The organism is Vallitalea guaymasensis (genome assembly GCF_018141425.1).
GTDB classification, from domain to species: domain Bacteria; phylum Bacillota; class Clostridia; order Lachnospirales; family Vallitaleaceae; genus Vallitalea; species Vallitalea guaymasensis.
In genome coordinates, this window is the sequence record NZ_CP058561.1 from 4,511,319 (window position 1) to 4,527,002 (window position 15,684).

12 protein-coding genes are annotated in these 15,684 nt (G+C 32.2%); all 12 read left to right on the forward strand.

Translation table 11 applies throughout. The annotated features are described in order from the left end of the window. The 12 genes from HYG85_RS19330 (at position 1) to HYG85_RS19385 (ending at position 15,664) form a co-directional block, all read left to right on the forward strand. Positions 1 to 1,779: a bifunctional homocysteine S-methyltransferase/methylenetetrahydrofolate reductase gene (locus tag HYG85_RS19330; RefSeq protein ID WP_212691044.1), complete on the forward strand. Its 1,779-nt coding sequence runs from the start codon at positions 1 to 3 to the stop codon at positions 1,777 to 1,779. 84 nt (positions 1,780 to 1,863) lie between these two features. Beyond that, positions 1,864 to 4,287 carry a homocysteine S-methyltransferase family protein gene (locus tag HYG85_RS19335; protein WP_212691045.1) on the forward strand — a complete coding sequence of 808 codons (2,424 nt, stop codon included), beginning with the start codon at positions 1,864 to 1,866 and terminating at the stop codon, positions 4,285 to 4,287. Between the two features lie 650 nt (positions 4,288 to 4,937). Beyond that, a complete protein-coding gene (locus HYG85_RS19340) occupies positions 4,938 to 5,225 on the forward strand; it encodes an acyl carrier protein (protein ID WP_212691046.1) in 288 nt (95 codons plus the stop codon). Between the two features lie 8 nt (positions 5,226 to 5,233). Beyond that, positions 5,234 to 6,424, forward strand: a complete 1,191-nt coding sequence (locus HYG85_RS19345) for a beta-ketoacyl-[acyl-carrier-protein] synthase family protein (RefSeq protein WP_212691047.1) — start codon at positions 5,234 to 5,236, stop codon at positions 6,422 to 6,424. An 11-nt stretch (positions 6,425 to 6,435) separates the two neighbouring features. Further along, on the forward strand, positions 6,436 to 6,876 hold the full coding sequence (gene fabZ, locus HYG85_RS19350) for a 3-hydroxyacyl-ACP dehydratase FabZ (protein WP_212691048.1): 441 nt from the start codon (positions 6,436 to 6,438) through the stop codon (positions 6,874 to 6,876). Next, complete coding sequence (locus HYG85_RS19355; protein WP_212691049.1) at positions 6,869 to 8,032, forward strand: beta-ketoacyl synthase N-terminal-like domain-containing protein; 1,164 nt, start codon at positions 6,869 to 6,871, stop codon at positions 8,030 to 8,032. Before fabZ ends, HYG85_RS19355 begins: the two co-directional genes overlap by 8 nt. Before the next feature lie 17 nt (positions 8,033 to 8,049). Beyond that, a complete protein-coding gene (locus HYG85_RS19360) occupies positions 8,050 to 8,793 on the forward strand; it encodes a 3-oxoacyl-ACP reductase family protein (protein ID WP_212691050.1) in 744 nt (247 codons plus the stop codon). A 35-nt stretch (positions 8,794 to 8,828) separates the two neighbouring features. Then, positions 8,829 to 12,068 carry a non-ribosomal peptide synthetase gene (locus tag HYG85_RS19365; protein ID WP_212691051.1) on the forward strand — a complete coding sequence of 1,080 codons (3,240 nt, stop codon included), beginning with the start codon at positions 8,829 to 8,831 and terminating at the stop codon, positions 12,066 to 12,068. Then, the gene (locus HYG85_RS19370) at positions 12,037 to 12,732 is read left to right on the forward strand and encodes a flavodoxin family protein (RefSeq protein WP_212691052.1); all 696 of its coding nucleotides are present in this window, start codon (positions 12,037 to 12,039) and stop codon (positions 12,730 to 12,732) included. The genes HYG85_RS19365 and HYG85_RS19370 overlap by 32 nt, the downstream gene beginning before the upstream one ends. A 31-nt stretch (positions 12,733 to 12,763) precedes the next feature. Continuing rightward, a complete protein-coding gene (locus HYG85_RS19375) occupies positions 12,764 to 13,888 on the forward strand; it encodes a hypothetical protein (RefSeq protein WP_212691053.1) in 1,125 nt (374 codons plus the stop codon). Between the two features lie 50 nt (positions 13,889 to 13,938). Continuing rightward, positions 13,939 to 14,082 (forward strand): hypothetical protein, encoded by a 144-nt coding sequence (locus HYG85_RS19380; RefSeq protein ID WP_193774335.1) that lies wholly within the window; start codon positions 13,939 to 13,941, stop codon positions 14,080 to 14,082. Between the two features lie 271 nt (positions 14,083 to 14,353). Further along, on the forward strand, positions 14,354 to 15,664 hold the full coding sequence (locus tag HYG85_RS19385; RefSeq protein WP_212691054.1) for a radical SAM/SPASM domain-containing protein: 1,311 nt from the start codon (positions 14,354 to 14,356) through the stop codon (positions 15,662 to 15,664). The last annotated feature ends 20 nt before the right edge of the window (positions 15,665 to 15,684 follow it).

Here is a 15,684-nt window from a genome sequence, read left to right on the forward strand (position 1 = left end):
ATGCAGTTAAGAGACTATTTAAAGAACAGTATTCTAGTTACTGATGGTGCAATGGGTACTTATTATTCCAAGAAAACATTAAAAGATACTACAGTGTCGGAATTAGCTAATATCAATGATAAGAAGATTATTGAGACTATTCATAAGGAATATATTGAAGCAGGAGCAAAACTAATTAGAACCAATACTTTTTCAGCAAATACAGTCAGTCTGAAATGCAGCAGGATAGAGCTTAGAAAAATAATTACTGAAGGTTATAATATAGCTGTAGACAGTGCAAAAGGTAAAGATGTTTTTGTAGGAGCATCAATTGGTCCTATCCCAGAAAAACTGGAATCAGAAAAAGATGATATACTAGATGAATATTATTGTATAATTAATACTTTGTTAGATCTTGGAGCTGACATTTTTATATTCGAGACTTTTGCAAGTACCAATTATATAAAAATACTGGCTGCATACATTTTATCCAAAAATGAAAAAGCAGAAATTATAGCCCAGTTCAAAGTAAATGCTTTTGGTTACTCAAAAGAAGGTATAAGTGCTAGAAGACTCATTGAAGAAGCTAGAGGGATAGAAGGACTGGTTGCTTATGGGTTCAATTGTGGAATTGGTGTAGGACACTTATATAAAATCATAAGGAACTTGGATATAGAAGATGAGAATATTGTAGCCATACCCAATGCAGGATATCCAGATAAGATATATGCGAGAACAGTGTACAGAGATAATGCAAGGTATTTTGGTGAAACAATGGTTGACATCAAAAAGCTTGGTGTCAAGGTGATTGGTGGTTGTTGTGGTACTACTCCTAGTCATATAGAAGAAATCATAGAAAATCTAGAAGGCAACTATGAACCTTCATCCATATATCATAGAAATAAAACCCAGAAGAAGAAAGGGATTTCTAACACTCCAAACAGATTTTATAAAAAGCTAATGAATAAAGAATTTGTTTTCGCTGTAGAATTGGACCCACCCTATAATGGTAATATTCAAAAGACAATGGAAGGTGCCAATATATTAAAAGCAGAAGGTGTAGATATCATTACTATAGCTGACTCGCCTTTATCAAGACCTAGAGCAGATTCCATAATAATAGCTAACAAGATAGCAAAAGAGGTGGGTATTGATGTTATGCCACATATCTGTTGCAGAGATAAGAATGTTATAGCTCTGAAATCTATTATCTTGGGAGCTCATATAGAGAAAATCAGAAATATATTATTAGTTACTGGCGACCCTATTCCAAGTGAGGAAAGAATTGAAACAGCTAGTGTTTTTAATGTCAACTCTATTAAGTTAATGGAATTGGTTAAAGAGTTGAATGTTGATTTTGACCCTGAAGATGCAATGATATACGGTGGAGCTCTTAATCCTAATCTAACTTATGTAGATAAAATCATTAAGAGAATCAATAAAAAACAAGAAGCAGGAGCCAAATATCTATTGACTCAGCCTATATATAATGATCAGGCTATCAATAATCTGAAAATAATCAAAGAAAATACGGACATCAAGATATTAGGAGGAATAATGCCTCTAGTAAGCTATAAGAATGCAAGGTTCCTCAATAACGAAATAGCAGGTATAGATATTCCTGAGAACATCTGTAGTATGTTTACAAAAGATATGACTAGAGAAGAAGCTGAAAATGTAGGGATAGAAATTGCAGTGGAAATTGCTATGAAAATAAAAGATATTGTGGATGGAATATACATGATGACGCCGTTCAATAGAGTGGAAATGGTTAGCAAGATAATAAAATCCATAAGATGAATTAATTAATCAACGTGAATATACTAGATAGGTAAGACTATATAAAATTGACTTATATATAAGTTTTGAAAGGTTTGATTTCTTATGACGAAAAGAGAATTTAAAGAGTATCTGGAAAAAAACATATTAATCCTAGACGGTGCTACAGGAACAGAGTTACAGAAAAGAGGTATGCCTAGAGGGGTGTGCCCAGAAAAATGGGTTATTGATAACAAAGAAGTCATTATAGATATTCAGAGAGGGTATAAAGAGTCTGGTTCAAAAGCAGTTTATGCTTGTACTTTTGGCTGTAATTCTATAAAACTAGCTGAATTTGGTCTAGAAGATCAGCTTGTGGAGATGAACAAAGAATTGGTTAGGATTTCAAGAGAAGCAGTTGGAGATGATGTGTGGGTCATAGGAGATTTATCACCAACAGGAGCACAGATATATCCACTAAGCAATTATCATTTTGAAGACATTGTCAATGCTTATAAACCTCAGGTTAAGGCTTTGGTGGAGGCTGGTGTTGATTTATTTGTCATTGAGACCATGATGAACATTAATGAGGCAAGAGCCGCACTGATAGCTGTCAAAGAGACTTGTGACCTGCCTGTTATGGTCAGCATGACTTATGAAAAAAGTGGCTATACGCTTAATGGTACTGACCCAGTGACAGCATTGATAACTCTTCAGAATCTTGGTGCTGATGCAGTAGGTTGTAATTGTTCGACAGGACCAAATGATATGATAGATATCGTAAAAGCCATGAAACCATATGCCAAAGTACCGTTGATAGTTAAGCCTAATGCTGGATTGCCAAAATACGAAAACGGTGAAACTGTATTTGATATGGATGAAGATGAATTCTCCCATTATGGAACATTGTTAGCAGAAGCAGGAGCTAATATTATTGGTGGATGCTGTGGTACAACAAAGACATTTATCAGCAAATTGAAAGATAAAGTGAAAGATATTGATATCAGGATGTGGACGGATAGACAAGGAAGTATTCTAACCTCTGAGCGTAAATCTGTAACTATAGGTGGAAATAATCCAACCATTATTGTTGGGGAAAGAATCAATCCAACAGGGAAGAAGAAACTACAAGAACACCTAAGAAATAAAAATATGGATTATGTGGTTTCCCTTGCTCATGAGCAGATTGAAAAAGGAGCTAGGGTACTTGATGTAAATGTAGGAATGAATGGTATTGATGAAGTTGATATAATGAAACAAGCCATAGAACAATTATCAACTTTTGTAAAAGTACCTCTATGCATTGATTCTTCCAATATTGATGCTATAGAAGCAGGGCTTAGGATTTACCCAGGTAGAGCTTTGGTGAATTCCATATCATTAGAACAGCATAAGATTGATAAACTATTGCCTATAGCCAAAAAATATGGTGCTATGTTTATTTTATTACCTCTTAGTGATAAAGGATTACCTAAAAGTATTGATGAAAAACACGAAATAATCAATACAGTATATTCTCATGCAAGAGAATTAGGATATCAAAAAGAAGATATTATCGTTGATGGATTAGTTACAACAATAGCTTCTAATAGCAAAGCGGCTGCGTTGACTCTAGAGACAATTGAATGGTGTTCCAGAGAATTTGGTACAGGAACTATTGTTGGATTATCAAACATCTCTTTTGGTTTGCCTGAAAGGAAGCTCATCAATACAGCTTTTTTAGCTATGGGTATAGGAAAAGGGCTCACAATGGCAATAGCCAATCCTTCAGATGAACTGTTGATGAATATTATGAGGGCATCTGATGTTCTAGCGATGAGAGACAAGGACAGCCTTACATATATTGAATCCTTCAGTAAACAAGAGAAAAAAACTAAGAGTAAAGAAATAGCGGGTGTAGATACTAATGAGGAAATAGATATTAAACAAGCCATATTTCACATGGTTGTAAATGGAGAAAAAGAAACTATACTGGATAATATAAAAAAATCTATAGACAATGGTGATTTACCAAAAGTCATCATTAAAGAATATCTTATTCCAGCTATTACAAAAGTCGGAGAATTATTTGAAGAAAAGACTTATTTCTTGCCTCAATTGATTATGAGTGCAGAAACTATGAAAGTTGCTATGGACTATCTGGACCCTCTACTTGAAAAAGGTAGGAGTAAGGAAATTAAACAAAAGAAAAAAGTTGTAATCGCAACAGTAAAAGGTGACATTCATGATATTGGCAAGAATCTGGTAGCCTTGATGTTGAAAAATCACGGATTTGAAGTTATTGATCTAGGTAAAGACGTGGCAAAAGAAGTAATCGTAGAAAAAGCAAAAGAAGTTGATGCTGATATTATAGCTTTATCGGCTCTAATGACAACAACTATGTTGGAAATGGAAAATGTCATTAGACTAGTGAAAGAAAAAGGACTAAGGTCAAAAGTAATTATTGGCGGAGCAGTAATAACTAATGACTATGCCAAGGAAATTGGGGCAGACGGTTATAGCGAAGATGCTAATATGGCTGTAAAGCTAGCACATCAATTGACTAAATAAAATAAGATAATTAATAATTTTAAAATCATCTTTTTCCAAGTGCTTTATAAGCAGGGAGAAGATGATTTTATTTATATATTAAATTCTTAGTAGGGTATGAGTTTATTTATCTGTGGTCGAATTATCTTATACTAAAATAAAATTTGTACAATATTAAAAATATTATAAATTGATTTCATTGTAATTAATTATAATATTATAATAAACAAATAAAAAAGTTTAATTAATATTAGTGTAAAGTCGCTAAAAAGAAAATAAAGTAAAAAAATATCAATAAATCATAACTATATTATATTAAAATAGTATTTACAATATTAATGTCTAAAAAGTTGACATATTATTAAAAATATGTTAAATTATAAGAAAATAACATCAAAGATGATGTATATTATTATATATATCTTAATGGAATCAAATTCATTAGTACAAGCTCTTTTTTTATATGTTAACAAAAGCATGAATAATGCCATTGCTTAAGTAACAATATTCTTTATTTTAAATATTAATTTTCCAAAATAAAATCATATACCAATTTATTTACATCGTGACTAAAACATCATTAGTAAATCAAGCACAATTAATATATTATAATATATATATAATATGGTATAGACGATAAACCATATGTATATGAGAAAGGTGGAATACAAGTGAATAAAGAAAAAACTCAAAAGGAAGTCAAAGAAATGTTGGTGGAGAGATTAATGTTAAGAATGAAACCCGAAGACATTGATAATGACGCACCTCTATTTACTAACCCTAATAGGGAGAGCGAGTTGGAGGATATCGGACTGGATTCTGTTGATGCCTTGGAGATTATGGTAGGTATTCAGCAATTGTATGAGATCAAATTAAGTCCGGAAAATAGTTCTACTGCATTTTATTCAGTAAATACATTAGTCGATTATATTATCCAAAATAAAACTGAACTGGAGTGAGTAGTGTAATGATAAAAGTTGTTGTAACAGGAGTAGGAGTCGTATCATCCAATGCATGGAACGCCAATGAATTATACATAAGCAGTATAGAGGGAAAAACAGGTATCAAGAATACTGATAAATTAAAAGATATTGGTATATCCTCACTATATGCAGGTGAGATTACTTGTGATTATAAAGGTATAGATAAATATCTATACATATGCGATTTGGCTATAAAAGAAATCTTCAATGACTCAGGGCTGTCAAAAGAATATATCAGTTCTCTGGGATCTCGGTCAATTTTTTCATTAGGGACATCTGTATTAGCTTCCTTGCCTCTTGAAAAACAAATGAAAAAACAATTAGAAAGCCAAGATGAGCTTGATAAAAGTGTTCTGGATTATAATGATGGCAGATACATATATCAGTTGAATGAACAATTAGGGAACCGTGGAGATGTCTATGTCATAAATACAGCTTGTGCATCAGGGACAATGGCTGTAGGTAATGCTTTTGAATCAATAAGGTCTGGTGGTGTAGATGTTGCCATTGCAGGCGGTGTAGATGTTTTTAGTGATACGAGTATTAGTGGATTTAATTCAATGCAGAATATGTCAAGCAAACCTACCAAGCCTTTTGATGAGAACAGAGAAGGATTGAATATAGGGGAAGCCGCAGCTTTTTTCGTACTGGAAAGTGAAGAACATGCGTTGGCTAGAGGTGCCAAGATATATGCTGAAGTGTTTGGGTATGATTCCAAAAATGATGCCTATCATATTACTGCACCAGACCCAAATGGAGCGGGAGCATATGAATGTATGAAAAATGTGATATCAGAATATACATTTGAAGATGGAGATATATTATATATCAATGCCCATGGAACAGGAACATCAGCTAATGATCCTATGGAAATCAGCGCTATAGAGAGGTTGATAGAAGGAAAATCGGGAACAGAAAAAGCTTGGATGTCTTCTTCTAAATCAATGTTAGGACACTGTTTAGGTGCAGCTGGAGCCATAGAGCTTGCAATCTGTGTATTATGCCAAAAACATGGACAAATGCCCTTATCTATTTCTGTAGATAAACCTTTGCCAATGAATCATATAGAGTTGGTAACCGCCAAAGAACAATCAATACCATTTGACCTGTGTATTTCCAACTCATTTGCATTTGCTGGTAATTGTGCTTCAATAGGTATTTGTAAGTACATATAAGGAGGTAACCTATGGATATTTTATCAAACGTAAAGCACCGTTACCCTTTTATTATGGTAGATGGTATTATTGAGTCAAAATACATGGAATATGTAGTAGGTTTTAAAAACATATCCTATAATGAACCCTGGACACAAGGACACTATCCCGAGAAAATAGTTTTCCCTGGGGTTTTGATTATTGAAGCAATGGGACAAGTCAGTTCATTCATGTTCATGAAAGAAGAAAATAATGAGAAACCCACAATTGAGGATGGCTTAGGATACCTTGTAACAGTAAAACAAATGAAATTTATACGAAGTGTCTTTCCAGGTGACAAGCTAATGATTAGAGTAGAATTATTGAGCAAGGTAGATAATTACATAACTGTACAAGGATATTGTCATGTGGAGGATGAAAAAGTGGCTGAAGGAAAATTATCATATATTGTCAAGGAGGATAACCATGAATAGTTCTATCTATGTGACGGGTGTAGATGTTATAACACCAATGACTAACAATTTTGATGAATTCAAAGACCAATTATATGATACATGCAGTGACAATATATATAAACAACAAATAGATTTAAGTGAGTTGGAAACACCTTTTTATAGAAAAACCCGTAGAATGAATAGAACGTCGGTAGCGGCATTCATTTCTTCTACACAAGCATATCGTAATAGAGGTTTAGACCAGATTGAGTATGATCCATACGATATTGGAACTATATATTCTACATTCTCTGCTAGTCTGGACAGTACATTGAATGTCTTGGATACGGTATATACAAAAGGAATCAATAATGTAAGTCCAATCATTTTTGCTGCAACAGTGGGAAATTCTTGTATAGCAGGGGTGACAATGGAATATAAACTAAAAGGGACAAGTATGCATTTGCAGTCTTCGAATCCCATTGGATATTCCTATAATTCCTTGAAAAACGGTAATACAGATATGATATTCTGTGGGTCATATGATTGTTATATAGATAATATATTGGATTACTATAACAATCTACCCTTCACCAATAATAATGGATCAGGTGATTGTTCACCTTATTCTGTTGAGCCAAGAGGGATTTACTTAAAAGAAGCTCTGGTAACATTGATTATTGAAAAAGCTGATTCCAAATATGTAACAGATGAAACCATATTATGTGAAATATGTGGTATAGGAGTTCACAGGAAATCAACAGAAAAAAATGATGGATTATACACTTTTGAAAATAAAGAGTTCCAGGAGGCAATGGATTCAGCACTTAAGAATGCTCAGGTATCAGCTAAGGAGATTGATTGTATTGTTAGTGCTGCAGGAGAACATCCCACAATAGATCATTCTGAAGCAATAGCCATCAAGAATTGCTTTGAAAAAAATCCCCCTGTCATTTCTATAAAAGGTATTTTTGGGGATACACTAGGATGTAATCTCAACATGAATATAGCTGCTGCAATATGTATTCTACAAAAACAAGAAATACCTAAGGTTTTTAATTGTGGAGAAGACATTGATTCAATCAATATAAATAGGCAAAACACTAAGGATAATTATAAGTACGTTTTAGTAAATGGCTACTCGGAATATGGAAGTGTAATGAGTGTTATATTAAGATGCCATAAAAAACATTGAGAATGAAGGGATTAATCGTGAGTGGTAAATTTGATAATCAAGTTATAGTGGTTACAGGAGGTAATAGAGGTATAGGAAAAGCCATTGTGAAAGCTTTTTCAAAAGAAGGAGGAAAAGTCTTTTTCATATATTCAAAAAATGTGGATGAAGCAGAAACGGTAGTGAAACAGGTTAGAGACGAAGGTTGTTTTTGCGAGATGATAAAATGCAATATAACTAATCAAAAAGAATGTGAACATGCTATCACAAGTATAATCAAACAAACAGGTAAGATAGATGTTCTTATAAATAATGCAGGAATCACAAAAGATGGAATTATGCTGATGCAAAGTTCTGATGACTGGAAGAGTGTTATGGATGTGAATTTCTTTGGCACCTATAATATTACTCGCCAAGTGATTCTTAATATGATTAAGAATAGGTGTGGAAATATAATAAATGTAAGTTCCGTGGCTGGATTGCATGGTGTAGCTGGACAAACCAATTATTGCTCTTCTAAGGCAGCTATCATTGGATTCACTAAAGCTTTATCTAGAGAAATTGGAGGTAAGAATATTCGAGTCAATGCTATAGCACCTGGATACATTGAGACGGACATGACTGATTCTATACCTAACAGAGATATTATCATCAAGAATATACCCCAGAAACGTTATGGGAAACCTGAAGAAGTTGCGTCAGTAGCAATGTTCCTAGCTTCAGGGGAATCATCTTATGTAAATGGAGCAACAATTGTTATTGATGGTGGTTATACTGCCTAAAACATATGAGTGATAATTGAAAGGAGGCAGTATATATGGCTGATACTATATTGGATTCATCAAGACAATTAAATAGGCTATTGGAAGAATTCAATGAGACTGATGTGCCTTATGATAGAAATCAAAGAATAAATGAGCGTTTTGATGAAATGGTAGAATTGTATCCTAATAGATGTGCCTTAAGATATAAACATAGGGAATACACTTACTATGAACTAAAAAGGTTGGCTGAGAATATAGCTTATAGCCTTCATGCTCAAGGTATAGAAAAAGGCAGTGCAGTTGGAATATATATGGAAAGATCAGATGAGTATATCATATCCATAGTAGGTATACTTAAGCATAATTGTACGTTCATACCTCTAAGTAAGTTGTATCCAATTGCTAGAATCAATACAATTCTTCAAGTAAGTGATGCAAAAGCGCTTATTGTTAAGGAGAATGAACATATTAATGCTAATAAGATCAATAATAGGGTTTTTAATTATGCTGAGCTGTCCAATGGTTATATTGAGAAAGAAAAATCAAAGGAGAAAGAATCGGAAGAAAAGAATGAATTAGCCTATATTATTTTCACGTCAGGTACTACTGGGCAACCAAAAGGTATTGGTATAAGGCATTACAGCATAATAAACTTGATCAATTCTATGAAAGATAGATTATTACCTGATGATATTGAGAGAAGAATAGCAGTTGTAGCTCCCTTTGTATTTGATGCATCTCTAGGGCAGGTTTTTCTTGCTTTATTGACAGGTAATGCACTAGAGGTTGTACCAGATGAAATAAAACTGTCTTGCAGGTTGTTGGATAAGTTTTTTCGTGAAAATAATATATATTGTACGGATATGACTCCTACTAGATTAGATTTACAGGTAGAATATTATAATGAGCTGAATGATAATGAATATTATCCTATACCCTATATTCTATGTGCAGGAGAAGCTTTACCAATATCTCTTGCTAGAAGATTCTTTAAACATAAAAAAAGTTACCAAAGTAAGATTATGAATTATTATGGTCCTTCAGAGACTTGTGTTTATTCCACAGTGTTTGAAATCAACAATGATAATATTTATAACATGGATAAAATGTTGATTGGTAAGCCTATATATAATACTAAGCTATATATTATGGATGAACAATTGAATTTGTGTCCTATAGGTGTTGAAGGTGACTTGTATATTGGAGGGGATGGTCTATCCAATGGGTATATCAAACAACCAAAGCTAACGAAAGAAGCATTCATTACTAATTCATACGATGAATCTCAATTAATATATAAGACAGGTGATATAGCAAGATGGACAAGTGATGGATATGTGGAATACATAGGCAGAAATGATGAACAGATCAAATTAAGAGGATATAGGATTGAACTATCAGAAATAGAATCCAAGATGGAGGAACTTGAAGGTATTATACGTGCTAAAACAATAGTTGTCAGTGAAGGCAAAAAAAGATTCATTGCAGCTTATTATACGTCAAATGCCGATTGGACTCTTAAACGAATGGAAGATTCTCTTAGAGAAGTCTTGCCCTATTATATGATTCCATCATACTTCGTACCAGTTGAAGGGTTTAAGGAGAATGTAAATGGCAAGTTGGATAAAAATGTTTTGCCAGATTATAAGGCATATTCTTTGAAACCAAGAGAAAAAGAACTGCAAGTGAACAGTTTTTATGAAGAGTTCTTAGATATATGTAAAGATGTTTTGGAAATAAGTGAATTATCCCTTAATGATAATTTCCATAGAGTTGGCGGCGATTCATTGATTGTATTTCAATTGAACAAGTATGTGTACGATAAATGGGGAGTGGTCCTTGATATATACGATATTTTCAGAAGTGATAGTATCATGGAGATTGCGGCAGGCATTGAGGCTAAATTGGATGATACGCCAATATATGAAAAAGTTGAAAAAACTAATACCGATAATCTAGAAGTAACTAAAATGCAGGAAATATTAATAGAGAGTGAACCAGAAATAAAAATAAGACATGAACGACAAAATATAAAGACTATACCACCGTATAATATGGTGTATAAAATAAAATCTGATAAATATATTAATCATGAATCTATTGAAAATGCATTAAACAAGGTGATTCATAGGCATGAAATGTTTAGGACAACCTTCAAATCTCAAGGCAAAAAATATAGAATGCAACTTAATGATCCAACAAATATTAAATACTTTAGATATATTGAAGCAAACACATCCATTAAAAATATTGATATCACTGATTATGCTATTGAATTCAATATTGAAAAACTGCCATTGCTTCAGTTGATATTATTGGAAGATAGGGATGGACAACAAATTATGGTATTTAATGTACACCATCTAGTATTTGATATGTATTCACTAAGAATATTCATTAAAGATTTATTTGCCTATTATAATAACTTAGAATTACCTGCTATCAAAAATAATGCCTATCATTATTTTGACCAGATGAAAAATAATAAGAATCAAAAAAGTGTAGCTTTCTGGAAGAAATATCTGGCAGGTAGACCAAGTTCACAATGCATAGGATCAGATAAAACCAACGGACCTATGGAGGCACAGAGTAATGAAAGATTTTTGGTAAGATATTTTTTCATAGATAGCCAGCGTATAAAAAGATTGAGGGATACTTGTGAACAACTAGGTATTACAGAGTTCAATTTTTTTACAGGTGCTTTTTCCATATTACTTAGTTCTTATATCAATAAAAAGGATATAATTTTTGGTACATATGTAATGGGAAGAGATGATGAAACTTATACTGAATCACCTGTTATAGGATTGTTCACTAAATTTGTTCCATTGAGATATATTATTGATGAAGAATTGAGTATTGAAGAATTCTTAATTAAATATAGAAAAGAATTCATAGATGTATTCAAGCATGGTAATCTGTGTTTGGATGATCTGTATGGAAGTATGAATTTTGTAGATCTCATAGTCGGAGAGTTATTCAACATAGTATTTAATTTCATTTCGGATTATAGTACAAAAATAAAACATGATAACAGATTGATAACAACTATAGAAACTCCTAATACACCTGAGGTATATCCTATTTATTTTACAGGTGTGTCTAACAATAAGAATGTACGATTTGAGATAAAATACAAGGAAAGATTGTATTCCAGAGAGTTCATAGATGGAATAGAGAAGCGTTATATTAGGATTCTAGAGTGGATGTTTAACAATATGGACAAAAAGATAAGTGAGCTTTTTGTAAGTGAGGGTATATATGAAAATATTAATTTTAAACGGAAGTCCTAGAGCAAGTGAAAGCAAAACCCTAAAGATTGCATCTAGTTTTACAAAGGGACTTAATTACAAAAATGAACATGAAGTTGAAATAGTAAATATATATGATTGCAATATCAACTATTGTAAAGGCTGTTATTATTGTTGGAACAATGAACCAGGTGTATGTGTGATAAAAGATGATATGACTACATTAATAGAGAAATTTTTGGATGCTGACATAGTCATATGGTGTTTCCCTATATATGCCTTTGGAATGCCATCTAAGTTGAAATTGTACTTGGAAAGGTTGTTGCCCATAGATTTACCTACTATGTTAGAACGTAATGATGGAGGTTGTGTACATGCACATAGGTATAAGAGGGCGCACCATAAGTATGTAATGATATGTTCATGTGGTTTTTATTCTAAGACCAATAATTGTGAAGCGGTTATTGAACAATTCCGTATTTTATATGGAGAAAAAGTCACTAAGATCATATGTACAGAAAGTGAACTGTTCAATATATCTTCATACAAAGTAAAGATAGACAGATATTTGGATTCTATAGAAAAAGCTGGAGTGGAATATTGTAATCAAGGTTCTATATCAGAAGAAACAAAATTGTTATTATCCAAGATTGTGTCCCCTGAGCTATACATGAGAGTAGCTAATGAAAGCTGGGGAATTGATTAATCTATAGAATCACAAGAAAGATGGTGAACTTATGAAAGCGATTAAAAACGCAAATCTATTACCGCAAGAAATGACTGAATCAATGTTGCATTGTAAAATAATGACTATATATCATTACTTGTTGTTAAACAATATCAGTATTGATTATCGGTTGCTGTATCTGCTGGGAGTCAGTGATTTGCTGCAGTTTGGAGTACAGAAATATAATGATACGTTTTTATGGTTTCTGAATCCCTACAATATCTTTTGTGACAAAGAATTAATGGATGTTTTTCATATAGAATTAAACAAACCGGATAGGATTGACATCAATAAAATAAGAGAATGCATTGATAATAATGAAATATTAGCCATTTATTATGATGGGAACATATATGTGAATCGTGAAAAAAGATTATTCATGAGAAAGAAGCCCATAGATTCTTCCTCTGAAGACATATATAAATCTCTGGTGAATAATTCTTCACTTGGGTTGATTATAGGATATGACGATGCCAAGGAGTGTTTTGTGCTTAATATCATTGATCAAGGTGGAAAGAATATATCTATTAAGTATAATACATTTTTGGAGAATAAATTGTATGAAGAGGTATACTTCTTAAAACTCTCCAAAGAAGCTGATAAAAATATGGATTATGAGTATATGGCTCTTAAGAAGCTGTATGAGGTAAGTGAAGAGTATCTAAAACAATATGAAGGTTATATGATTAATGATGAAAAGAAAATATGTGGAACCTTAGGATGTAGTTCATTATTGGCTCTCAAGCAGGAATTGTTACAATCAATAAAGTTATTAGAAGATGACGAGACCAGAGAGGTAGTAAAAGAAAGACTATGCAAGAAATTGGATATAATGAGACTATTCTTTCTAAAAGGTTCTAATACAGGATTTAGAAAAGAGTTAGCTATAGCTTTGGATTATCTAGGTGATATATATAATGAAGATAAATTGAAGAAAGACGGAAAAGCCATTAAGGAAATCGGGAATATCTGGAGAGAATTTTCTAGATATCTGTATAACGTTAATAACAATATTTACAATAAGCACCCAGTAAAATTTATATCAAAACTAATTGGTATAATAGATGAATTATATAAAAATGAAGTACAGGTATTTTCATCAATAAAAAGCAATACTAAGAGTATGCTGAATTAATTTGTTTGAACGGAATAAGTTTAACATAAATATAAAAAAGGAGGATAAACATGGATAAATTTGATATCACTAAAACTGAAGATTTTAAAGAAAGTTTTGAAGTAGTTGAGTTTAATGAGTTAAGAGATCTTGAAGAGGTAATTTGTGCAGGTATCGGTGGCACAGTATGTGGTTGCGACGAAGCTGCTAAATAAGTAATATTATTAAATTAGATATTAATTAGTAGTATTCAATCTTCATGAACTAATTGGTAAATGAAGAAGTTGTTAATTGCTGAACATATACATAATTACAAATACTGATGAAAAATAAAATTGATTTGTTTTTTATGATTAAACTTATTCCTTCAATATATATTAGAAAGGGGCGAGCATCATCAATAACTTTAAATTAGTTGAGGTTAATGAAGAAAAGAGTGCGTTATATCTGCCATCCTACAATAGTATTATAGAGATTGGACAACAAATGGCATCTAATATAGAAAAGCTAAATGAAGAGGACATAATTAAAATGTTAAATCTTGATCTAGAGAAAATCAAGATGGTCAATACATATGAAAAAAGTGATAGGCTTGGAGGATTGATATTCAATGTAATAGAAAGATGTAATTTGGCATGCAGTTATTGCATGGTTTCAAAAGGTACTTATGATAGTGAAAACTCCAAGATACAGATGACAGAGGATGATTGCATTAAAACATTTATGGCTATTTTGGATAAATATGAAGAAGGTGTATCACTAATATGTTTCTTTGGTGGCGAACCAATGTTGAATTATAAAACAATAAAAGCCACAGTAAACAGGGTTAATGAAATATGTGAAAAAAAGGATATAATTCCCCCAAAATATTCTATCATCACTAATGGAACTATCATGAACGAAGAAATAATAGATTTTTTTAATCTACATAATATTTCTATTTCAGTAAGTATTGATGGACTGAAAGAATTTCATGATAGCGCTAGAGTATTTATTAACGGACAAGGCAGCTTTGATAAAATTGAAGAGAATCTAACTCTACTCAAAAAATATGGAAGAGAATTTCCTCTATATGCAGAGTGCACTATCCATAAAAAACATCTCCAAGGTAAAGAAGACCTGAGAGAATGGGGATATCATTATACAGAACAATTATATGAGCTTGGTTTTGATACTGTATATATTTTTCCAGTTGATAGTAAGGACCCAGAATATTCAGTAGAAGACCAAGAGGTTTTGGGAGATTTGGCAGAGTTCTATAAAGGTATCTATGATTACTATATGGATTTACTTTTAGATCCTGACATGAAAGCTATGCCGCCTGCACATTTTTTAGGTGTTTTCATTAATCTGATTACAAAAAGATATAATAGATTTTGTAGAGCAGGTTATGGAACAGTTTTCACCAATCCAGAAGGTGAGTTCTATCCATGTCATCTTTTCTATCAAAGAAGACATCATCCTATAGGAAATGTGAATGGTGGATTAGACCTTAGTAATGATAAATTGGAATATCTCAAAAGAGAAAATAATCGTAATCATATTACAGAGTGTAAAAAATGTGTCAATAACAAACTATGTTTCTTATGGTGTGCTGGTTCAAGTCTTATCAGTAATGGAGTTATCAATAGCGTAATAAAATCTAGATGTTTTATTGTGGATTTTACAATTGATTATGTAATCAAGCGTTTATTATTATTGAAAAAGAATGAATCAGAAATGGAAGTATTCAATAAGAACATAAGAAAGTGCTCAGCTTACTTCAAACGAGGGAAACAAAGTGTAGTATGCAAGTGATACATATTATAATACTGTAG